The 20,398-nt window shown below is 66.8% G+C and carries 21 protein-coding genes; 12 read left to right on the forward strand and 9 right to left on the reverse strand.

Annotated features, from left to right (window positions below; translation table 11 throughout):
* The 6 genes from AC5RUO_RS19560 to AC5RUO_RS19585 form a co-directional block, all read left to right on the forward strand.
* A partial coding sequence (locus tag AC5RUO_RS19560; protein ID WP_494104406.1) for a glycine cleavage T C-terminal barrel domain-containing protein occupies positions 1–1,505 on the forward strand: 1,505 nt, incomplete at its 5' end.
* Positions 1,506–1,508: 3 nt separating this feature from the next.
* Positions 1,509–2,165, forward strand: a complete 657-nt coding sequence (locus AC5RUO_RS19565) for a cyclodeaminase/cyclohydrolase family protein (protein ID WP_494011215.1) — start codon at positions 1,509–1,511, stop codon at positions 2,163–2,165.
* Positions 2,162–3,037: a bifunctional 5,10-methylenetetrahydrofolate dehydrogenase/5,10-methenyltetrahydrofolate cyclohydrolase gene (locus tag AC5RUO_RS19570; RefSeq protein WP_494011216.1), complete on the forward strand. Its 876-nt coding sequence runs from the start codon at positions 2,162–2,164 to the stop codon at positions 3,035–3,037. Before AC5RUO_RS19565 ends, AC5RUO_RS19570 begins: the two co-directional genes overlap by 4 nt.
* A gap of 193 nt (positions 3,038–3,230) precedes the next feature.
* Positions 3,231–4,556, forward strand: coding sequence for a molybdopterin molybdotransferase MoeA (locus AC5RUO_RS19575; protein ID WP_494104407.1), 1,326 nt, complete (start codon positions 3,231–3,233; stop codon positions 4,554–4,556).
* Positions 4,553–5,428 carry a formate dehydrogenase accessory sulfurtransferase FdhD gene (gene fdhD, locus AC5RUO_RS19580; protein ID WP_494104408.1) on the forward strand — a complete coding sequence of 292 codons (876 nt, stop codon included), beginning with the start codon at positions 4,553–4,555 and terminating at the stop codon, positions 5,426–5,428. Before AC5RUO_RS19575 ends, fdhD begins: the two co-directional genes overlap by 4 nt.
* A 343-nt stretch (positions 5,429–5,771) precedes the next feature.
* Positions 5,772–7,724 (forward strand): BCCT family transporter, encoded by a 1,953-nt coding sequence (locus tag AC5RUO_RS19585; protein WP_494104409.1) that lies wholly within the window; start codon positions 5,772–5,774, stop codon positions 7,722–7,724.
* Between the two features lie 124 nt (positions 7,725–7,848).
* On the opposite strand, the gene AC5RUO_RS19590 is transcribed toward AC5RUO_RS19585, so the two are convergent.
* The 3 genes from AC5RUO_RS19590 to AC5RUO_RS19600 form a co-directional block, all read right to left on the reverse strand.
* Positions 7,849–8,718: a glycosyltransferase family 2 protein gene (locus AC5RUO_RS19590; RefSeq protein ID WP_494011220.1), complete on the reverse strand. Its 870-nt coding sequence runs from the start codon at positions 8,716–8,718 to the stop codon at positions 7,849–7,851.
* Between the two features lie 189 nt (positions 8,719–8,907).
* Positions 8,908–9,270, reverse strand: coding sequence for a hypothetical protein (locus AC5RUO_RS19595; protein WP_494011221.1), 363 nt, complete (start codon positions 9,268–9,270; stop codon positions 8,908–8,910).
* Positions 9,271–9,330: 60 nt separating this feature from the next.
* Positions 9,331–10,230: an SDR family oxidoreductase gene (locus AC5RUO_RS19600; protein WP_494011222.1), complete on the reverse strand. Its 900-nt coding sequence runs from the start codon at positions 10,228–10,230 to the stop codon at positions 9,331–9,333.
* 219 nt (positions 10,231–10,449) lie between these two features.
* Here AC5RUO_RS19600 and AC5RUO_RS19605 point away from each other — a divergent pair, with 219 nt between their 5' ends.
* Genes AC5RUO_RS19605 through AC5RUO_RS19620 form a run of 4 tightly spaced genes read left to right on the forward strand, consistent with a single transcriptional unit; the run spans position 10,450 to position 12,425 of the window.
* Positions 10,450–10,986 carry a DUF6328 family protein gene (locus AC5RUO_RS19605; RefSeq protein WP_494011223.1) on the forward strand — a complete coding sequence of 179 codons (537 nt, stop codon included), beginning with the start codon at positions 10,450–10,452 and terminating at the stop codon, positions 10,984–10,986.
* A complete protein-coding gene (locus AC5RUO_RS19610; RefSeq protein WP_494011224.1) occupies positions 10,970–11,275 on the forward strand; it encodes a DUF6766 family protein in 306 nt (101 codons plus the stop codon). Before AC5RUO_RS19605 ends, AC5RUO_RS19610 begins: the two co-directional genes overlap by 17 nt.
* A gap of 23 nt (positions 11,276–11,298) precedes the next feature.
* Complete coding sequence (locus AC5RUO_RS19615; RefSeq protein WP_494011225.1) at positions 11,299–11,643, forward strand: LuxR family transcriptional regulator; 345 nt, start codon at positions 11,299–11,301, stop codon at positions 11,641–11,643.
* 38 nt (positions 11,644–11,681) lie between these two features.
* Positions 11,682–12,425 carry an MBL fold metallo-hydrolase gene (locus AC5RUO_RS19620; RefSeq protein ID WP_494011226.1) on the forward strand — a complete coding sequence of 248 codons (744 nt, stop codon included), beginning with the start codon at positions 11,682–11,684 and terminating at the stop codon, positions 12,423–12,425.
* A gap of 34 nt (positions 12,426–12,459) precedes the next feature.
* Here the strand turns inward: AC5RUO_RS19620 and AC5RUO_RS19625 are convergent, their stop codons facing one another.
* From AC5RUO_RS19625 to AC5RUO_RS19650, 6 genes are all read right to left on the reverse strand, one after another.
* The gene (locus AC5RUO_RS19625; protein ID WP_494011227.1) at positions 12,460–13,584 is read right to left on the reverse strand and encodes a glycerate kinase; all 1,125 of its coding nucleotides are present in this window, start codon (positions 13,582–13,584) and stop codon (positions 12,460–12,462) included.
* A 64-nt stretch (positions 13,585–13,648) separates the two neighbouring features.
* On the reverse strand, positions 13,649–14,458 hold the full coding sequence (locus AC5RUO_RS19630; protein ID WP_494011228.1) for an SDR family oxidoreductase: 810 nt from the start codon (positions 14,456–14,458) through the stop codon (positions 13,649–13,651).
* A 41-nt stretch (positions 14,459–14,499) separates the two neighbouring features.
* A complete protein-coding gene (locus tag AC5RUO_RS19635) occupies positions 14,500–14,916 on the reverse strand; it encodes a hypothetical protein (RefSeq protein ID WP_494011229.1) in 417 nt (138 codons plus the stop codon).
* 92 nt (positions 14,917–15,008) lie between these two features.
* Complete coding sequence (locus tag AC5RUO_RS19640) at positions 15,009–15,458, reverse strand: Rho termination factor N-terminal domain-containing protein (RefSeq protein WP_494011230.1); 450 nt, start codon at positions 15,456–15,458, stop codon at positions 15,009–15,011.
* A 135-nt stretch (positions 15,459–15,593) separates the two neighbouring features.
* Positions 15,594–16,352, reverse strand: coding sequence for a class I SAM-dependent methyltransferase (locus AC5RUO_RS19645; protein WP_494011417.1), 759 nt, complete (start codon positions 16,350–16,352; stop codon positions 15,594–15,596).
* 170 nt (positions 16,353–16,522) lie between these two features.
* A complete protein-coding gene (locus tag AC5RUO_RS19650; RefSeq protein ID WP_494104410.1) occupies positions 16,523–16,909 on the reverse strand; it encodes a SpoIIAA family protein in 387 nt (128 codons plus the stop codon).
* An 82-nt stretch (positions 16,910–16,991) separates the two neighbouring features.
* Between AC5RUO_RS19650 and AC5RUO_RS19655 the strand changes: the two genes are divergently transcribed.
* Entirely contained in the window at positions 16,992–18,662 is a 1,671-nt protein-coding gene (locus tag AC5RUO_RS19655) for a sensor histidine kinase (protein ID WP_494104411.1), read from the forward strand.
* 21 nt (positions 18,663–18,683) lie between these two features.
* Positions 18,684–20,219, forward strand: a complete 1,536-nt coding sequence (locus AC5RUO_RS19660) for a putative bifunctional diguanylate cyclase/phosphodiesterase (protein WP_494011233.1) — start codon at positions 18,684–18,686, stop codon at positions 20,217–20,219.
* The last annotated feature ends 179 nt before the right edge of the window (positions 20,220–20,398 follow it).

A 20,398-nucleotide genomic window follows, 5' to 3' on the forward strand; every position in this document is an offset into this window, starting at 1 on the left:
GCTTCAACGGCATCTTCTCCTTCACCCCCGACGGCGGCTCCCTCGTGGGCGAATCCAAGGAACTGGACGGCTTCTACGTCGCCGAAGCCGTCTGGGTTACCCACTCCGCAGGGATCGCCCGCGCCGTCGCCGAACTCCTCGTCGACGGCAAATCCTCCATCGACCTCGGCGACTGCGACATCCACCGCTTCGAAGACGTCCAGCTCACCGACGAATACGTCAGCGAGACCTCGCAGCAGAACTTCGTCGAAATCTACGACGTCCTGCACCCGCTCCAGCCCAAACTCTCCCCCCGCAACCTGAGGGTGTCCCCGTTCCACGCCCGGCACAAACAGCTCGGCGGGGTCTTCCTCGAAGGCGGCGGCTGGGAGCGCCCGTACTGGTTCGAAGCCAACGCCGACCTCCTCAAAGACATGCCCGCCGACTGGCAGCCGCCGGCACGCGATTCCTGGTCCGGGATGTTCAGCTCGCCCATCGCCGCGGCCGAAGCGTGGAAAACCCGTACCGCCGTCGCCATGTACGACATGACCCCGCTCAAGCGCCTCGAGGTTTCCGGCCCCGGCGCCCAGAAACTGCTGCAGGAACTGACCACCGCGGACATGTCCAAAAAGCCCGGCGCTGTCACCTACACCCTCCTGCTGGACCACGCCGGCGGGATCCGCAGCGACATCACCGTCGCCCGCCTCAGTGAGGACACCTTCCAGCTCGGCGCCAACGGCAACATCGACACCGCCTACTTCGACCGCGCCGCCCGCCACCAAACCCAAACCGGCGGACCACAGGACTGGGTCCAGGTCCGCGACACCACCGGCGGGACCTGCTGCATCGGCCTCTGGGGCCCCCTCGCCCGCGAAGTAGTCGGCGCGGTCAGCAGCGACGACTTCACCAACGACGGGTTGAAATACTTCCGCTCCAAAAACGTGGTCATCGGCGGCGTACCCGTCACGGCCATGCGCCTGTCCTACGTCGGCGAACTCGGCTGGGAACTCTACACCAGCGCCGACAACGGCCAGCGCCTCTGGGACGCGCTCTTCAAAGCAGGACAGCCCCACGGGATCATCGCCGCCGGCCGCGCCGCGTTCAGCTCCCTCCGCCTCGAAAAGGGCTACCGCTCCTGGGGCACCGACATGACCACCGAACACGACCCCTACGAAGCCGGCCTCGGGTTCGCCGTCAAAATGACCAAAGACAACTTCGTCGGCAAAGCCGCCCTCGAAGGCCGCACCGAAGAGAACTCCGCCCGCCGCCTGCGCTGCCTCACCATCAACGACGGCCGCTCCATCGTCCTCGGCAAAGAACCCGTCTTCTACAAAGACCAGCCCCTCGGCTACGTCACCAGCGCCGCGTACGGCTACACCGTCCAAAAACCCATCGCCTACGCCTACCTCCCCAACGAAGTCTCCATCGGCGACTCCGTCGAAATCGAATACTTCGGCCGCCGCATCCCCGCCACCATCACCCAAGACCCCCTCTACGACCCCACCATGACCAGGCTCAGGGGCTAAGCCATGACCGGAACGGAAACGGCCGGGACCGCAACCATCGGCTCGGAGACCATCAGCAGCTACCTCACGCGGCTGGCTTCACGCCAGCCCACCCCGGGCGGCGGCGCGGCAGCCGCGCTGCACGCCGCCCAGGGCGCTGCCCTTGTGGCAATGGTGGCCCGCTACTCCACCGGCGCGAAATATGAGCAGCACGCGGCCCTGGTGCAGCGCGTCACGGAAGCCGCCGAGGGTCTGGTGCTCGAAGCACTGGGCCTGGCGGATGCAGATGAAGCTGCCTTCCAGGGAGTCATCGATGCCTACAAGCTCCCCTCGGAATCAGCGGAGCTCAAGGCGGCCCGTGCCGCCACCATCCAGGACGCCCTCGTCCAGGCAGCCAGGACACCGGCAAACCTTATCGGTGTTGCTGGGTCCGTGGTGGAGCTCGCAACCGAGCTGTTCGAAGTGGCCAATCCCAACGTGATCAGCGATGTTGCCGCCGCCGCCGATGCCGCCCGTGCGGCGGCAACCACCGCACGGGTCAATATCGACATCAATGTGGTGGCCGTCAAGGACCCCGGTGCGCGTGCACAGCTCGCCCAGGAAACGGACGGCCTCGAGGACAAAGTGGTGCTCGCCGCCGACTCCCTCGTAGCCCGCGTACGTGAAAGGATCCTCCATTGACTACTGCCACCCTGTCCGGCAAGGAGCTTGCCGGGATCATCGGGCAACGGGTCCAGCAGGACATCAAGTCCCTGGAGCACGACGGCGTCCGTCCCGTCCTGGCCGTGGTCATGGCCACCGACGACGAGTCGACCAAGTGGTACGTCCGTTCAATTGAGCGGGCAGCCGAACGTGCTGGAATTGGCTGCCGGATCATCGACCTCGGGCACGACGCCACCGAACAGGTCCTGGCCAGTGTCCTGCGGGACCTGAGCGCTGAACCGTCGGTGAACGGCATCATCCTGCAGACGCCGCTGCCGGACGGCGTGCGCACGGATTCCCTCGTGGGACTCATCGCGCCCGAAAAGGACATCGACGGCGCGAACCCGCTCAGCCTGGGGCGCCTGGCGGTGGGCCAGCCGGCTTTCGCACCCGCCACCGCGCGGTCCGTCGTCGAAATCCTTGACCACTACGCAATCCCGGTGGCAGGCCGGAACGTCGTGATTGTAGGCCGCTCTGCCGTGGTGGGGAAGCCGCTCTCCCTCCTCCTGCTGGCACGTGACGCCGCCATCACGGTCTGCCACTCCAGGTCCGGACCGCTTGGGAAGTACACCAAGGAGGCGGACGTGGTGGTGGTCGCGGCAGGGCGGACTGGCCTGCTGACCGGCAGCCACGTCTCCCCCGGGACCGTAGTGGTCGACGTCGGCACGAACGTCCTTCCCGACGGTTCCCTGGTGGGCGACGTTGATGAGGCAAGTGTCAGCGGCGTAGCTGCCGCCCTCACCCCCGTCCCGGGCGGCGTGGGTTCGGTCACCACGGCGCTGCTGCTCCTCCACACGGTGGAGGCGGCGCGGCAACAGTCGCCGGCCCTCGTCCTTGAAGCTGCGGGCTAGGGCAGCCGCGGAAGGAACGATGGGCAGATAAACCCAATCAACACGGGCCTGATGGTCCCGTTATCCGTAACTGGTGCTTCGGTGGGCCTAAAACCTGGGGAGGTATTCCTCATCGAAGCACCGTTTTCGGATAACGGGGCCATTGCCGTACCCCGGCCGGTTCCGGCATCCATCCGAAAGGGAAGGAGCAACGATGCTCACCTCTGAAACTGAGGCCGGTCCGCCGGCCGCCCACGCACAGCCCTGCCATGCGGCCCCCTCCTGGGCCGAGGCCCGGCAGCTGGCGTACGAGTGTGCCCGGCCGCTTCCGCCCGTTTGGGTCCCGTTGGCGGACGCTGACGGACGGGTCCAGCAGCGCGACGTCACGGCGTTGCAGGACCTGCCGCATTACGCGTCCTCGGCCATGGATGGCTGGGCCGTCAACGGTACAGGCCCCTGGCTGCTTCCCAATCCGGAGCAGCCGCCGGCGTACCCGAGCCTGGCAGCGCACGGTCGCCTTGCACCCAACCATGCCAGGGTCATTGCCACCGGCGGCCTAGTCCCTGCCGGTGCCCAGGCCATCCTGCGCAAGGAGAGCGGCGAGGTGGTCACCGGGCCCTCCGGGAGCATGCTCCTCACCGTCGGTCCCGGCGCCCGGCCGGATGAACCGCGCCGCGGACAACACATCCGTCCTGCTGGCGAGGAGGCGCTGGCGGGCGATGTGCTGCTGCCCGCCGGCACCGTCCTGAACCCGGCACGCATCGCCCTGGCCGCTGTGGCGGGGCACGATGAAGTCCAGGTCCGGGCCCGGCCGTCGGTCGCCGTCGTGCTCACCGGTTCCGAAGTGGTGACGCAGGGAGTCCCGGCGGCGGGCGAGGTCAGGGATACCTTCGGACCGCAGCTGGGCACAGTCCTTTCGCAGCTGGGCGGCATTGCCGGCAGTCCCGTAAGGATCGGCGATTCCTTTGACGAGTGGCTGTCCGCCCTCGACGCCGCCAGTGCGCCTGACGGCGGGCAGGCCGATGTCATCATCACCACAGGCGGGACCGGACGGTCCGGTACAGACCATTTCCGCGCCGCCATTGGCTGCCTGGGCGGCCGCATCCTGCTCGACGGCATCGCCATGCGCCCCGGCCACCCTGCCGTCCTGGCCGAACTCCCGGACGGGCGGTTTGTGGCCGGGCTGCCGGGTAATCCCCTGGCGGCTATGATGGCGCTCCTGACTGTGGGGGCGCCGCTGCTCGCCGCACTGGCGGGCCGCCCGCTGCCCGCCGCGACGGACGTGCTGTCCGGCAGCGATATGGCACCGGACCCGGGCCGGACCCGCCTGGTCCCCTGCAGGTTCCTGTCGGGGCTGGCGTTTCCTGTCCAGCACACGGGCCCGGGCATGATGCGGGGGCTCGCCTGGGCGGACGGAGTCATGGTGGTGCCGCCGGACGGCGTGGACGCGGGGCAGCCCGTCCCGGTACTTCCGCTTCCCTGGACCCCGGCCCCGGCCTTGCTTACCGGCACGAACCCCCAAGGATGGAGCACACCATGACCCGCATGACCCAGCGCCGCAAAATCCACCGCTTCCATCTGGATGGGTCAGACACCGAGTACCCGGTGCGGCACAAGGAAGATGTCCTGGCCGCCGAGGAACCGCTGGAGATCCGCCTCAACGGCCGCTCCTTCGCCGTCACCATGCGCACGCCGGGAGACGATTTCGACCTGGTGGCGGGCTTCCTCGTCTCGGAAGGCGTCATCCGGCGCCAGGCGGACCTGGTCTCACTGCGGTTCTGCGCAGGCAGGAACGGGGAAACCCAGACCTTCAACGTGGTGGATGCCCAGCTGGCGCCGGACGTACCAATGCCGGACACCATGCGGCACGTATACACCTCAAGCTCGTGCGGCATCTGCGGGACGGAGTCAATCGACGCGGTCCGCAAGGCTATCCATTTCCACCCGGAACAGGACGGCCTGCAGGTCCCTGTCGACGTCCTGGCGGGCCTGCCGGACAGGCTGCGGAAAGCGCAGGCCGTATTCGACAAGACCGGCGGCGTCCATGCTGCCGGCCTGTTCAGGGTTGACGGCCCGGACGCGGAGCTGCTGTGCCTCCGCGAGGATGTTGGCCGCCACAACGCCGTGGACAAGGTGGTGGGCTGGGCCCTCCGGCGGGGGCAGCTGCCGCTCCGCGGCACCGTGCTGCAGGTCTCCGGGCGCGCATCCTTCGAGCTCGTCCAAAAGGCCGCGCTGGCGGGGATTCCGGTCCTGTCCGCGGTCAGCGCACCCTCCAGCCTGGCGGCAGACCTGGCTGCCGAAACGGGCGTGACCCTTGTGGGCTTCAGCAGGGGCCACAGCTTCAACGTCTACGCCGGCCGGGAACGGGTGGGACGGCCAGCGACGGCGGTGCGGCAGGAAAGCATTGCCTAGCGCAGCCTGCTGTACTGGGGTGCCTCGTAGCTGCTTGCGCAACGCGGCGCACGATAAGCAACAGTGTGACGCACGCCACGGCAACTGTCAAGAGACCCTCGTCATGCGATGAAATACCTTGACTTTAAATGTGGCGTGATTCACTCTGTTGCTTAGCGCGAGTTCTGTTGACTCATGCGGAACACCTCCCCAAAGGGCCACCGGCCCGAATGCGACCACGTTTCTCAACCTAAGAGGTGCATCATGCACAAGGCCTGCCCCCCAAGCCTTCCCACGGGACTCTCCGGCTTGATACTCCACGCCAAATCGCAAGCCCATGACTCGCCGAGCAAAGGACCCGCTCATGGCCATCAACAGTGAAACAAAATCTCCCCAACCCAAGAAACCGGCAGCAGGCACAGACCCGCTGACCGATCCCGCCCTTCCGGACTCCGCCACGGCGTCCCCCACAGACCCCGCCGAGGCCGAAACTACCCTCCCGCAGGAGAACGAGGAGTACGAGCAAATCCTCGAGGAACTGCGCCAGAGCAAAACCGAGCAGGCTGTCTCCCAGCGCCGCAACCGCAAGCTCGTCCTGGACAAGGTCACCTTCGGGATCACAGGCGCCGCCGCAGTCGCCTTCGTGATCTGGGGTTTCACGGGTCGGGACAGCCTGTCCACTACGTCCACGGCAGCCCTGAACTGGGTCATGGAGTACACGGGCTGGCTCTTCATGCTCCTGGCTTCGCTGTTCGTGGTCTTCGTCCTGTGGCTGGCGCTGGGCAAGTTCGGCAACATCCCGCTGGGCAAGGACGGCGAGAAGCCGGAGTTCCGCACGATTTCCTGGATCTCCATGATGTTCGCTGCCGGCACGGGCATCGGCCTGATGTTCTACGGTGTGGCGGAACCGCTTTACCACTACATCTCGCCCCCGCCAGGCAGCGTGGACGGCCAGACCCCCGAAGCAATCCAGACAGCCATGGCGACTTCCATCTTCCACTGGACCCTGCATCCCTGGTCCATGTACGCCGTGGTCGGCATCGCTCTCGCCTACGGCACCTACCGTCTTGGCCGCCGCCAACTCATCTCTGCGGCCTTCACCTCGATCTTCGGCGTGCGCGCCGTCGAGGGCCCCATCGGCAAGTTCATCAACATCCTGGCCATCTTCGCCACCCTCTTCGGCACCGCCGCGTCCCTGGGCCTGGGCGCGCTGCAGATCGGCAGCGGCCTCACGTCCAACGGCTGGGCCGGCGAGATCGGCACCCCCATCCTTGTGGTGATCGTGGCCATCCTGACCTTCTGCTTCGTGGCCTCCGCCGTATCCGGCGTCAGCCGCGGCATCCAGTGGCTCTCCAACATCAACATGGTCCTGGCCGTCACCCTGGCACTCATCGTGTTCGTCGCCGGCCCCACGCTGTTCATCCTTAACCTCATCCCGTCCGCCGTCGGCGACTACGTCCGCGACCTGGCCGAGATGTCGTCCCGCACCGAGGCCGTCGGCGACGAAGCCCTGCGCACCTGGATGTCCGGCTGGACCATCTTCTACTGGGCATGGTGGATCTCCTGGACGCCCTTCGTGGGCCTGTTCGTCGCCCGGATCAGCCGCGGCCGCACCATCCGCCAGTTCGTCACCGGCGTGATCCTGGTCCCGAGTGTCGTCAGCATCGCCTGGTTCGGCATCTTTGGTGGGACGGCCATCAACCTCCAGCAAGTAGCAGCCGCGTCCGGCAACCCGGACGGTGGCGTTGCGAAGCTCGTCGACGGCGCACTCGCCGTCGATTTCAACGGCAGCTTGTTCGAACTGATCAAGCACCTGCCCCTGCCGGTCTGGGCCATCACGGCCGTCATCGCGCTGGCCATGCTGCTGATCACGATCTTCTTCGTCACGAGTGGGGACTCCGCCTCCCTTGTCATGGGTTCGCTCAGTTCCAATGGCTCGACCGAGCCCAACCGCGGCGTGATCGTTTTCTGGGGAACGCTGACCGGTGCGGTGGCTGCGGTCATGCTGCTGGCGGGCGGTGACGAGCCCGCTGAGGCCTTGTCCGGCCTGCAGCGGATCACCATTGTGGCGGCCCTGCCGTTCATCATCGTCATGCTGCTGCTGTGCTTCGCCCTGGCCAAGGACCTGCGCCGGGATCCCCTCGCCCTGCACCGCCGACTGGCGACGTCGGTGGTGGAGCGGGCCATCCGCACCGGTGTGGAGCAGCACGGCGGCGCCCAGTTCGAGCTCGTGACCAAACACGATTGCGCCGAAACATGCCCCGACCCTGAAGCCTGCCCGGGCGGCAGCTCCGTGGTGGACAACGAGAAGAAATAGCCGATCGACTCCGGCCCCGGTGGACGCCACCGGGGCCGGATTCTTTTAACTCTTTATTGCTGGACTTATTGCTGGACGGCGACTCTTACTGGGTCCTGACCGTGGCCTGGTTCGCCCTGCTGATCTACGCCGATTCCCGGTTCAGCACCACGTCGTAGGCCTCCACGCGCCGGTCCGTCACCGTCGTGGGTGACTCCAGGTGGACTGCCCCCGACGGCAAAATGCCGGCCCCGCCGAACCGCTCCATGACCTGCCACTGGGCCAGGACGTCCTCCCCCGCGTGGTCAACCGGCAGGTCCGTCCAGAACGTGAACCCGCCGGCGTCGTTCAATGCTTCCCGCCGGTAGAGCACACAGCCACCCAGCCACGCCACCCGGTACGGCACCCACTGGCCGGGCTGCAGGGACAACTCGGCACTCAGGTGGCTGAGGTTGGCTGCGCTGTGGAGCGGCCAACGCTCGAAGCCGGGGGCGCCGGGGCGGATGCGCTCCGCACTTACCTGCCCCTCCCAGGCTTCGAAATTGGCGGTTTGGTCCGGGCGCCTGTCATTCAGGTAGGACAGCCCCTGGGGCGCCATTCCCACGAAGCCGCACGCGAGCTCATCCAGCGCCGCGCTCAGCCGCTCCAGGGCACCCGGTTCCAGCCAGACGTCGTCGTCAAGGAAGAGGCACTGGTCCGCCTTGGACTGCTCCAGCAGGAACTGGCGGTGTTCGGCCAGCCCGCGCCGCGGCAGGTGGCGGAGCAGCGTGACCGGCCTCCCCTGCGCCTCCAGGACCCGGACCATGGCGGCAGCGGCGGGATGCTCCCATCCCGGGTCCCCGGTGGACTGGTCGCTGATGACGACGGCGAACGCGGGGTCAGCCTGTCCGGCGAGCCCGGCGAGGGTAACAGCGAGCTCAGCCGGGCGGTTGCAGGTTGGCACCAGTACGTCGACGGGTACCTGGCCGGGCAGGCCTGCCGGGCGTGCCCACTGTTCTGACGATCTCCTGCTCACAGTTCCTCCTAGTGCCGGCGGACAGTGCCGGCAACTGGTGAAAGGGTTCCGAATGTTCTTACCCAGACCGCGGGCATGTATGCCGGCGGCACGGCAAGGCCCCCGTCCCCGCATCTCGAAGCCTCGAGGAACGGGGACGGGGGCCTTTGCCTGTGCGGCTGTCTTCGCGCAGGCCGCGTTCACGTGGGATCAGCCGGCGTCGAAGCTCTCGCCGCCATCGTCCTTGGGAGATTTCTCCTGCGGAAGGTCGTTGCCGCTGCCGTCCGGGATGCCGGCCGCTTCCTGGCCGGACTCGGAAGAGACCGGCGCAGAGCCCTGCGAATCATCGTTGGACTCGTCGATCTCCGCGGCGCTGGAGGGCAGGTCCATGTCGTGCGGAACAGGCTCCGTTCCGGCCCCGCCCTGCGGCTCGTTGGTGTCGGCGCCGCCTGCTGCCTGGCTGCCGGCGGGTGTGCCGCCTGCGCCCTGGCTTCCGCCCATTTCCTGCTCGGCGGTCGGGGTTCCGTAGCCGCCAGGATCCGACTCGGGCCGGGCCTGCTGGTTTTCCGTCATGGTTCCTCCTGTTGGGATTGCGGTTTGAAAGGGTCTTGGGGCCTGGCTCCTGGCGTCTGCTCAGAGTCCCTTGCCGCCGGTCACCGGAAGTACGGCCCCTGAAATGTAGGATCCGTCCTCGGAGGCCAGCAGCACGTAGGCAGCCGCCAACTCGGCGGGCTGGCCCGCGCGTTCCAGGGGCGTGTCCTGGCCGAACTTGGGAAGCTTGTCAGGCCATTCGGTGGCGGGAATCAGCGGCGTCCAGATGGGGCCGGGGGCCACCGCGTTGACCCGGATACCCTTGGGGCCAAGTTCCTGCGCCAAGGCCTTCGTGAACGCAACCTGCGCGGCCTTGGTCATGGCGTAGTCGATCAGGCCGGGCGAGGGGTTGAATGCCTGGATCGATGCAGTGGTGATAATGGAGGCGCCGGCTTTCAGGTGGGGCACGGCCGCCCGGGCACTCCACAGCAGGGAGTAGAGGTTGGTCTTGAAGACCCGGTCGAATTCCTCCGTGGGCAGGGTCTCAAGGCTTTCGCGGTTCTTCTGGTAAGCCGCGTTCAGCACCACAATGTCCAGGCGTCCGAACTCGGACGCCGTTTCCTCCACGATCCGGGTGCTGAACTCTTCCTCCCGCCCGTCACCGGCAAACAGCAGGGCGCGCCGGCCCGCCTTCCGGATCCAGTCGGCTGTGTCCTGGGCATCGTCCTCCTCCTCGGGCAAGTAGGAGATAGCGACGTCGGCCCCCTCGCGGGCGAACGCGATGGCCGCTGCCTTGCCGATCCCGGAATCGCCGCCGGTGATGAGTGCGGCCTTTCCCTCCAGCTTTCCATGCCCCTCATAGCTGAGCTCGCCGTGGTCCGGCTTGGGGTCCATGGGCGCCGTGAGGCCGGGCTGCTTTTGTTCCTGTTCCGGGAACGGGCCCGCGTGGTAGCCGCCCCGGGGGTCCTTTGGCTGGTCTGTCTGTTTGTCACTGCCGCTCATAGTCCGCTCCCTGTTTCGGTTCCGCTGTGCCGGTCTCGAAAGGCCTTGCCGGAGCACCGGCCATTCGAAGCTATCCCGGCCGGAGGAACAAGTCCACCGATTGGTACGAATAATCAGTAAACTTATCAAATGATGGTCGGGACGCAATGCTTGCCTTGTTTCTGGGTATCTGGGGAGTAGAAAGGGACCAAGGCCTGGCTGTCGCAGGAAGGAGAGGCAATGTCAGAGGTGGAGGACTACACCGGCAGAACGGGGCGGAACGAGACCCGCGAGGAACAACTGGACCGAAACTGGGCGGAACTCCTGCAGGAACTCCGCGTGCTGCAGACCGGCGTCCAGATCCTGGCAGGTTTCCTGCTCACACTCCCCTTCCAGGAGCGGTTTGAGGACCTGGACGATTTCCAGGTGAACCTGTACCTGGTCAACGTGGTGATTGCAGCCCTGACCACGGCATTCATCCTCCTCCCTGTCAGCGTCCACCGGCGCCTCTTCCGCAAGCGGCTCAAGGAAACCCTCGTCTCAAGCGCGGACACCATCACCAAAATCGCCTTGGGCGGCGTTGCCCTCCTGAGCACCGGGACGGCGGCGCTGGTCTTCGACGTAACGCTGAACCGCTCCGCCGGCTTCACCGCAGGAGGCGCGCTGCTGGGCGTACTGCTGGTCCTGCTGGTCTATGTCCCCCTGCACCTAAACAGGCGCGCCGCGGCGAACGGCAAAACCGCTACCGAAAGAAGCAGCGATGGCGAAATGGGCTAAAGAGCACGGGCTGCTGCTCGCAAACCTGGCACTGTTCCTCATCTTCTTTGGCGGGATGATCCTGTCCGGAGCCGCAACGTACAGCGAGGAACAGCAAGGCCATGGCCAGGCCACGGCCACGTTCCTGCAATACATCGGGACCAGCCGCTTCTGGTTCGAGTCCTTCCAGAACTGGCAGAGCGAGTTCCTGGCCATCGCCGTCCTGGTGGGTGCGTCCGTCTACCTTCGGGAGAAGGGCTCGCCCGAGTCCAAACCCGTTGCTGAACCACACTACGAGACCGGCGCCTGAGCCGGCTCGAACGAGAGGAATCCATGCGAACCATTGCGAAAACCGTCCTCCTTGCCCTGCTGCTCCTGGTTGTCCCGGCCCTGCCGGCCGGCGCGTCCCCGGCAGCAGCGCCCGCCAGCCAGGAGAGCGTCATCCAGGCAGGCACGGAATTCTCCGGAGGGGTGTTGGCGCCGGCCGGCAACACCCCCACGCCGTCCCCCGGCGACACCGCCTCCAGCGGCCCGGCCAACCCCGGAACGGGCGAGTCCGCGCAGAATGAGGCCACCCGGCTGGACTGGGCGCCTTGGGTGATTGGCGCCATTGCTGTGGTGGTCCTGGTCCTGATCCTGATCTGGCGCCGCCGCCGCAACACCACCATCGTCGGCTGATGGGCGCGATCCAGGCACGTTTGTTTGGGGGGAGCTCCATGATCAGGCCCAACGTGGCGGACGGGATCCACCTCATCACGCAGGCCCACGTCAACTGCTATGTCATCGAGGATGACGAGGGACTTACCCTGCTGGACGCCGGCCTGCCGGCCATGTGGTCCATGCTGCTGCAGCTGCTTGAGGACCGGGGCCGCGGCCCGGAGGACATCAAGGCCCTGGTGCTGACGCATGGCCACTTTGACCATGTGGGGTTCGCCGTTCGGGCGCAGCAGGAGTGGGACGTCCCGGTGCTGGTCCATCCCGGCGACTCGCACCTGGCGGCCCACCCCTACCGGTACAAGCCCCAGCGCAACAGGTTCCTCTACCCCTTTGCCCATCCCCGGTCCCTGCCGCTCCTTGGAAGCATGGCGGCAGCCGGGGCCCTGAAGGTCAAGGGTGTCTCCAGCACGCGCCCGCTGCGCGCCGGCGATGCGCTGGACGTCCCGGGCCGGCCCATGGCGGTCTACACTCCCGGCCACACGGACGGGCACTGCATCCTGTCCCTGCCCGGCCGGAATGCTGTCTTCAGCGGCGACGCCCTGGTGACCCTGGACCCTTACACCGGCAACCGGGGGCCGCAGATTGTGGCCTCGGCGGCGACGAAGGACACCACGCAGGCACTCTCATCGCTGCATGCAGTGGCGGCTACCGGCGTCGACACTGTGCTCCCGGGCCACGGGGAGCCCTGGACCGGGGGTGCCGGGGCGGCCGTTGACCACGCGCTGCGGGTGGGGGCGCACTGAAGCAGCCCAAGCCCCGGCCGGGCAACTGCGGAACTTAGGCTCCTTCGAGCACCTGGCTTGTTGCCCAGGCCAGGTATTTTCCGGCATTGGCGACGGCGTCTGCCGGGCTGGAGGCCACATCCAGCAACTGCGCCGCGGCCACCACGCCGTGCCCGGCAAGGTCCTCGAGGGTCACCAGGATCCGGCCCGCCACGACGATCACCGGAATGCCCTTCTCCCGAGCCGCGTCGGCGAGCGCGATGGGAGCCTTGCCCGTGAGGGACTGCGAATCCATGGACCCTTCGCCGGTGATCACCAGGTCGGCGCCGGACAGCTGGTCGGCCAGTCCGGTGAGTCCGGCCACCAGCGCGAAGCCACCCTCCAGCGCGGCACCGGTGAAGGCAAGGAACGACGCCGGGAACCCGCCCGCGGCACCCGCGCCCGGAACATTGACGTCCCGGCCGGTTGCCTCCCGCAGCACCGAGGCCCAGTTGCGGAGCCCGGCGTCGAGCAGTTCGATGCCGTCCTGGTCCGCGCCTTTCTGCGGTGAGAAGACATGGGCGGCCCCTTCCGGGCCGAAGAGGGGGTTTCGGACGTCCACGGCGATGCGGAAAGTGGTGGCTGCAAGGCGCGGGTCCAGCGCGCTGGTATCCAGCGCGACGACGTCGGCGAGGGAGCCGCCACCGAGCGGCACAACGTTGCCGGCGGAGTCCAGCGGCTTGAGGCCGAGGGCCCGCAGGGCGCCGCTGCCGCCGTCGGTCATCGCGGAGCCGCCCAGCCCGAGCACAATCTCCGTGGCGCCCGCATCCAGGGCTGCAGCGATGAGCTGGCCGCACCCGTAGCTGTGCGCGCGGAGGGCATTGTCTGGAGTGGGCTCCATGTCCGCCAGGCCAGAGGCCTGCGCGGTTTCGATGACGGCGGTAACCGTGCCGTCACCGGACTTCCGGATGGCCCAGGGGGCGCCAATCGGGGCGAGGATGGGCCCCACCACGGCATTGAGGCGTTCCTCGTAGCCGGCAGCAACTGCCGCCTCCAGGGTGCCCTCGCCGCCGTCGGCAATCGGGAACTGGGTGGCCACGGCGTCGGGGTAAACCCGCAGGGCCCCTTCCGCCATGGCCGCTGCGGCCTCGGCAGCCGTCAAGGAGCCCTTGAACTTATCCGGAGCAATAAGGATGCGCATGGGCTCCATCATGCCAGCAACGCGGGGGAAAGCGCTTACCCTGCCGTAACACGAACAGCAGTACCTATCCCTCGCGCCACTCGTGGCTGGTGATGTGCGAACCGGCCTGCGGCCCCATCTGGAGCATGCCGCCGTCCACAGCCCACGCCGCCCCGTTCACGTAGCTGGAGGCAGACGAGGCCAGGAACGCAATGACGGCTGCAATCTCCCGCGCATCGCCGGGCCGGCCCAGGGGCACGCCCGGGCGGTCCGTCGCCGTCGGATCCTCGTCCTCCTGCCCCGTCATGGGTGTGGCGATCTCACCGGGCGCCACCGTGTTGGCGGTTATTCCGTGCTGGGCCAGTTCCAGGGCAAGGGTTTTCATGAGCCCGCCCAGCCCGTGCTTGGACGCGTCGTAGGCGGAGGAACCCACGCGGGGCTGGAATTCGTGCACGCTGGAGACGGCAATCAACCGCCCGCCCCTGCCGGCCTGGACCATGCGGCGGGCGGCGGCCTGCAGGCATACGAAGGCGCCGTTGAGGTTGGTGTCCAGGGTCTGCATCCAGCGGTCCAGGTCCATGTCCAGGAACTTGGTGCTTTCGCCGGTGCCGGCGTTGTTGACGAAGACGTCCACGCCGCCCAGCTCGTCCGCGAGCTCGTCGATCACGGCCCCAGCGGACCTGAGTTCGGTTGTGTCCAGCTGGCGGATGACAGCCTTGCGGCCCGCGGCCCGGATCTCTTCAGCCGTCTCCTCCGCCCCGGCATTGTCCGAGTGCCACGTGACGCCCACGTCCATGCCCGCCCGGGCAAGGGCCACTGCGGTGGCCTTGCCGATTCCGGAGTCCGATCCGGTGACGATGGCGGTGGCGGGCGCAAAGTTGCTGGTGTCCTGCATCGTGGCAAGCCTTTCGGTGGTGGGTGCTGGAAAGGTGGGGATTACGCCGGGCGGCGCAATTCCGGCTCGGGAGGGTAGCGCCTCGCGGCTGCTTCGTCCGGCTCGTCCTTGACGGCCATGAGTGGAACGGCGAAAGTGACCACAGGGCGGTCGGTGTCGTCTGCGGACCTCACTGTCAGGCTCCGGGTGCCTGGCGGCACGGAGGGGGTGAAGACCTGCAGGTTCCGCGATCCCAGGATCGCCGAGTTCTTGAATCTGTACTCGGTGCCAAAGTGGTCCTGCAGGATGATGTTCGGCTGCGGACCCCCTTCGGACGCCATCTGGATATTGACCACCAGCCCGGTGGCCCAGATCTCGACGGACAGGACGGTGAATTCGGTGGATTCCGTGACGTGGCTTCCGTAGGTGGGTGGCAGCAGCATGCCCCGGAGGGAGCCTGATGGTATGAGTTCTCGCATTGTTGGTTCCTGGTGGTAGTGCGTCCGCGGTCGCCGAAGTGGCGCCGGATGTGCTCCGGTGCTGCTGAAACGATTAGGGGCGCCGGTGCGGCTTAGGCGTCTTCCCGGTTGGGGTTTTCCAGCCGGAAGAAAGTGGATTGTTGCCCGTCGCTACGCTGTTCCTGATAGATGAAATTGAGGCGCCGGGAGTCGAAGGTCTCAAACCATTCGTCCCAGCTGATGTGGCGGAGCTTGTCATTGTCCCCGCCGAAGTCGATCCGCAGCACACCCAGGTGGTCGCCGTGTTCGGTGCCCTCAACGGTGGCCGGCACGCCGCTGCGCTCCTCCGCCCACTGCCGGATGACCTCATGGTGCGTGGTGGCCAGGCTGCGGCCCTCGCGTTCCGGCTCATCCTCCGGCGAGGTGACCTCCTGGGAGTACTTGAGCGACTTGGACGATTCCGGGCCCTGGCGGATTTTCCCGCCGTCCGGCCCAGCACCCAGGTCCTGCTCGTCCCGGCCGGTGTCCGCGTCCCGGGTTTTGTTGCCTTTGTCCTCCGCCATGGTGGCCTTCCTTTCCCCAGAGGCTGGAACTAGTAAGTCTACTTATTATGTAGCCTCCCGATCCGGCCCCGTGTCAAGGGGATGGAGTGGTTTCAGCGGCTTTCCACAACCGTGGAAGGACCGGCTTTTCCGGGGCTAATCCCGCGGCCGCAGCACCGCGTAGTACCCGGGTACCCGGCTTCGCCCGTCTACACCGGTTGCAGGATTGGTCTCGATGGCTACCTCGCCGTCCTCCAGCAGCTCCCAGGATGCGGCGGGCAGTACCTGCTGCCTCTCCTCAGGGCCGAAGTGTCCGGGCATTGGCAGGCCCCTAATGGCACGTTCAAGCGGTGCGGGAATGCCCTGCATGGTGGCGCCCAGGTGGGACACGTAATCCACCGCCTTGCCTTGGAAGTTGGTCTCAGCCAGGAACAGGGTGCCCCGGTTTCCGGTGATGAGGCGGAGATTTTCGACCAGGGCCGCCTGGTCCCCGGGGTCAAGGACGTGGAGGACGCCACGGATAAAGACGTTCGCGCCGCCCTCGAAGCCCTTTTCGGCTCCCGGCGCGGTCATGTCCCGCGTCTCGAACCGGACGTTCCCGATCTCCTGGGAATCGGTCGCTGCCCGCCGGACAGCGTGTTCGGAAACGTCCACGCCGACGGCCTCAGGGAAGATACCCGCCAGCGCACGGGTGAAGCTGCCGTGCCCGCACCCAACGTCCACCACAGGGAGCGCCGGGTCCAGGTGGCGGAGGAGGACATCCTTGTAACCGAGGAATTCGTCGTCCGTGCCGGCATCCCACAGGACCTCACCACCTGCACCAGTTGCCCTGATGCCTGCCCAGTACCGGTCCCACGCAAGCGGCCGGTCCTTGGGGGCCGAGCGGGAAAGCCGGACAAGCTTGGGAATCAGCATGTACTTCCGCAGGGCAGACAGTACCGACTTGACGGGTGAGGACTTCGCTCGGGAGGACACCGGTCAAATATATGTCCCACAGCACAAATCGCACGTTTTTGCCGGGCGGGCAGGACCGATTTTACGACGCCGGAGCCTCCCTTTCGCCGCCCGCCAACCATGAGCGGGCGTCAGGCTGACTGGCCGCCGTCGAGCCTCAGCCATGCCATGGCGTCCTGCCTGGAGGTGAAGAACCGGGTGGGGCACGGAAGCTTGCTGACTCCCAGGACGAAGTTGGCCATCACCTTGTCAACGGGTGAGGAACCCAGCAGCGCAATGCGGGAGGCCTGGCACGGCCGGCCGAACACTGCACGAGCGCCCCGGCTTACCCGTTCCGTCGTCGCCATGTCCACCAGCATGGGCCGCCTGCTCTCGCCGCACAGGTCATTGACCCTGCCCATGGCGTTCTCGGCGTCGGCCTCGCTGATTGAGGCGCCGCGCGGCCACCGCAATTGAAGGATCCCGTCCTCATCCAGGCTCAGGTCTCCCTTGGTGGATCCTTCCGGCTGGTCCGTCACTTTGTCCCTCCACATGGTTTTTCTGGAGCCACGAGTCCCGCATCCCCCTACAATGTACTCAACTGGGAGGGAAGGGGTCATTGTGGCGGCTGATACGCCGGGTGACTTGCGCGTGCCACGCACCGCCGTGGTGGCAGACCCCGACGCTGTACGGCTCGCGCGGAACGCTTCCGCACTGCAGGAGGCGGGCTTTTGCGTGGCTTCAGCGGCGGACGCACCGGGGCTGGCAGCACTTTTGGAGGACAGCAAACCGACAGTCATCGTCGCCGACGCGTCGCTGCTTCCTGCCATTGACGCCGAAGCTCCCGTCCTGCTGATGGTGGACCTGGACAATCCCGCCGAAACCTCCGCCCGCCCCTCCGGTATCCACGACTGCATTACCAAGCCGCCCGCCCCGCGGGAGCTGGTCCACCGGACTTCGGCCCTGATCGACCTGGTAGCCAGGCGGAGCGCGTCCAGGCAGCGGGCCGAGGCACTGCGCGAACAGCTCCGGCTGGTATCCGCGGCTGTCCGCGCCACCAACGATCCCCAGGAGATCGCGAACCACGTGGTGGCAGGCTTCGGCCGGACTTTCAAAGCCGACCATGTCCTGCTGGCCACTTTCGAGGACGAGCGGGTTCCACGCATCACCGCCGCCTGGGACGCTCCTGGGCTGCAGCCGCTGCCTGACGGTGCCCTGCCGGACGGCGAAGAGGCGCACCGGACGGCGGACCTCCTGTGGGCCGGCGCGGAAACCATGTCCTCGTACGGACCCGAAACGGACGAACCAACTGGCGACGGGCGGCGGACAGGCGAAGGTGGGGGAACGGCGTCGGGCATCTACAGCACGCTCTCCACCCTCGCGGTGCCCATCGGCGAAGGAAGTTCCTCGCTCGGGATCATCTGGATTGTCATGCGTGACCGGCCACGCCAGTGGTCCCGGGCGGAGCTTGGCCTGATCCAGCATGTGGCAGGCAACGCTGCCTACGGGCTGATCCAGAGCCACCTGATCAGCAGCCAGCAGCAAGTGGTCAAGCAGCTCCAGCAGCTGGACAAGGCCAAGACGGACTTCCTGGCTACCGTGAACCATGAGCTGCGCACGCCGCTGACATCGATCATGGCGTACCTGGACATGATCCAGGAAAGCACCGAGCAACCCGTTTCCCCCGAGGTCCACCAGATGCTTGACATCGTGGTGCGGAACACGGAGCGGCTCCGGTCACTGATCGAGGACATGCTGAGCGTTTCCCGCAATGGCCTGGATGACAGCCTGATGCATTTCACCCCCGTGCGCCTGGGGCAGACCCTTGACCTGGTGGCGGCGGCACTGCGGCCGCTGGCCAAGCTGCAGAACGTGACCATCGAGGTGGACCCGGTGCCGGAGGACCCGGAGATCCTGGCCGACGAGGTGCAGCTGCAGCAGGTTTTCACCAACCTGGTGTCCAACGCCATCAAGTTCACCCCCAGCGGCGGACGGATCGAGGTGGGCAGCGAGTCGCACGCCGCCGAGGACGGAACCCGCTGGGCAACGGTCAGCGTGGCGGATACCGGCATCGGCATCTCCAGCGACGAAATCGACCACGTGTTCACCCGGTTCTACCGTGCGTCCAACGCCATGTCCGGGGCGATCCCGGGGACAGGCCTGGGGCTGGCCATCACCAAGGACATCGTGGCCCGGCATGGGGGGAAAATAGACGTGGCGTCCACTTTGGGCGCCGGTACCACCGTCACCGTCAGCCTCCCCCTGGATGCCGACCGGTCCCGGGCCAACTGAGCGGGGGAAGGAGGGAACCTGATGTTCGCCGAAAACGATCCCCGGCTCTCCCAGCTGCTGGAAGGCATTGTCCGGCTTGCATCGGGAGACCTCAGCTCCCGGATCGAGGTGTCGCCCGCCCGGGACGAGCTGGACGCCATCATTACTGGCACCAACCTGCTGGCTGAAGACCTGCAGATCATCTACGAAGAGCTTGAGCAGCGGGTCCAGGTGAGGACACAGCTCCTGCACGAGGCACACCTTGAGATGCAGAAGATGGCCATGCAGGACCCGCTCACCGGCCTGGCCAACCGTTCTGCCCTGATCCACGCGCTGGAGGCGGCACTGGAGTCGGGGACACCTCCCGGGGAGGGCCCGGTGCTCCTCCTCATGGACCTCGACGCTTTCAAATCCATCAATGACAGCATGGGCCACACGGCGGGCGACCAGGTCCTCATCACCGTTGGGGAACGGCTCCGGGGCGCGGTGCGCGCCGACGACGTCGTGGCGCGGCTGGGCGGGGACGAGTTCGCCATCGTGATGCCCTCCGCCACCCCGGACCAGGCCACGGTGGTGGGCCACCGGATCCTCGCGGCCCTCAAGGAGCCCATCCAACTGCCCGGCAGGAGCGTGCGCTGCGGCGCCAGCATCGGCCTGAGCGCGGGCGGCGAGGGACAGACCCCCGAGGACATGCTGATGGAGGCCGACGTCGCCATGTATGCCTCCAAGGCGGAGGGGCAGAACCGGCTGCACCACTTTGAGCCTGCCTTGCTGCTGATGCGCAGGCTCCGCAGCCAGCTTGTGGAGGACCTGCGCGCCGCAATCAAGAGCGACGGACTGACGCTGCACTACCAGCCTGTGGTGGAGCTCGCCACGGGGCGGGTGGAGGGAGTGGAGGCGCTGGTCCGCTGGAACCATCCCACCCGCGGGTTCATCATGCCGGATGAGTTCGTACCGCTGGCCGAGGAAGCCGGGCTGATCTCCGAGCTTGGCCTTTGGGTGCTCCGGACGGCAGTGCACCAGCTCCGGTCGTGGGTTGCAGCTTCGCTGGTGGATAACCGGTTCTCCATCCGCATCAACATTTCCGCTACAGACCTGCAGAGCTTGCAGTTCATCGAGGACGTCCGGAATGTGCTGAAGGAAACGGGGGTGCGGCCCCAGCAGGTTGTTCTGGAACTGACGGAGGTGGCAATCGTCAAGGGCAACGAACTGGACCGTTATTCGCTGGGCGGGCTGCGCGGCCTGGGGGTGGGAATCGAAATCGATGACTTCGGCACCGGTTACTCCTCCATCAGCTACCTGCGCCGGCTCCCGGTGGACCGCGTGAAGGTTGACCGTTCGCTGATCACAGGCCTGGGCACGGATCCGAGCCAGCCCGCGCTGGTGGCAGCCGTCCTGCAGCTGGTCCGCGCGTGCGGGCTGGAGGCTGTCTGGGAGGGCGTGGAAACCGCGGAGCAGGCCGAGATCCTGCGGGGGCTGGGCTGCCTGAGCGCGCAGGGCTACTACTTCAGCAGGCCGGTGCCGCCCGACCAGATCCCGCTGCTCCTGGCCGACCAGCCCGAAGGCGCCAATCCCTAGCACCGGAAGTTACCGCAGGGTACCCGAATTAGTCCTAAAACTCCCGCAAACCACTGCGTTTTTTGGTGCTGCCGATATACGATCATCCTGCGGTGTCTGGTTTTCCTTGCCGCTTGAGCTGGGGATTCACAGAAGCACCGGAATTAAAGGCGTTTAGAAATTGAAAATAAATTGGGCCA

Source organism: Arthrobacter sp. Y3221087, from assembly GCF_059089905.1.

Excerpts from the sequence above, each read along its gene's own strand:
- AC5RUO_RS19645 (WP_494011417.1), bottom strand. The coding sequence starts at position 16,352 with ATGCTGATTCCCAAGCTTGTCCGGCTTTCCCGCTCGGCCCCCAAGGAC.
- AC5RUO_RS19565 (WP_494011215.1), top strand. The coding sequence starts at position 1,509 with ATGACCGGAACGGAAACGGCCGGGACCGCAACCATCGGCTCGGAGACC.
- AC5RUO_RS19605 (WP_494011223.1), top strand. The coding sequence starts at position 10,450 with ATGTCAGAGGTGGAGGACTACACCGGCAGAACGGGGCGGAACGAGACC.
- AC5RUO_RS19620 (WP_494011226.1), top strand. The coding sequence starts at position 11,682 with ATGATCAGGCCCAACGTGGCGGACGGGATCCACCTCATCACGCAGGCC.
- AC5RUO_RS19640 (WP_494011230.1), bottom strand. The coding sequence starts at position 15,458 with ATGGCGGAGGACAAAGGCAACAAAACCCGGGACGCGGACACCGGCCGG.
- AC5RUO_RS19585 (WP_494104409.1), top strand. The coding sequence starts at position 5,772 with ATGGCCATCAACAGTGAAACAAAATCTCCCCAACCCAAGAAACCGGCA.
- AC5RUO_RS19630 (WP_494011228.1), bottom strand. The coding sequence starts at position 14,458 with ATGCAGGACACCAGCAACTTTGCGCCCGCCACCGCCATCGTCACCGGA.
- AC5RUO_RS19660 (WP_494011233.1), top strand. The coding sequence starts at position 18,684 with ATGTTCGCCGAAAACGATCCCCGGCTCTCCCAGCTGCTGGAAGGCATT.
- AC5RUO_RS19575 (WP_494104407.1), top strand. The coding sequence starts at position 3,231 with ATGCTCACCTCTGAAACTGAGGCCGGTCCGCCGGCCGCCCACGCACAG.
- AC5RUO_RS19625 (WP_494011227.1), bottom strand. The coding sequence starts at position 13,584 with ATGCGCATCCTTATTGCTCCGGATAAGTTCAAGGGCTCCTTGACGGCT.
- fdhD (WP_494104408.1), top strand. The coding sequence starts at position 4,553 with ATGACCCGCATGACCCAGCGCCGCAAAATCCACCGCTTCCATCTGGAT.
- AC5RUO_RS19600 (WP_494011222.1), bottom strand. The coding sequence starts at position 10,230 with ATGAGCGGCAGTGACAAACAGACAGACCAGCCAAAGGACCCCCGGGGC.
- AC5RUO_RS19610 (WP_494011224.1), top strand. The coding sequence starts at position 10,970 with ATGGCGAAATGGGCTAAAGAGCACGGGCTGCTGCTCGCAAACCTGGCA.
- AC5RUO_RS19615 (WP_494011225.1), top strand. The coding sequence starts at position 11,299 with ATGCGAACCATTGCGAAAACCGTCCTCCTTGCCCTGCTGCTCCTGGTT.
- AC5RUO_RS19635 (WP_494011229.1), bottom strand. The coding sequence starts at position 14,916 with ATGCGAGAACTCATACCATCAGGCTCCCTCCGGGGCATGCTGCTGCCA.
- AC5RUO_RS19595 (WP_494011221.1), bottom strand. The coding sequence starts at position 9,270 with ATGACGGAAAACCAGCAGGCCCGGCCCGAGTCGGATCCTGGCGGCTAC.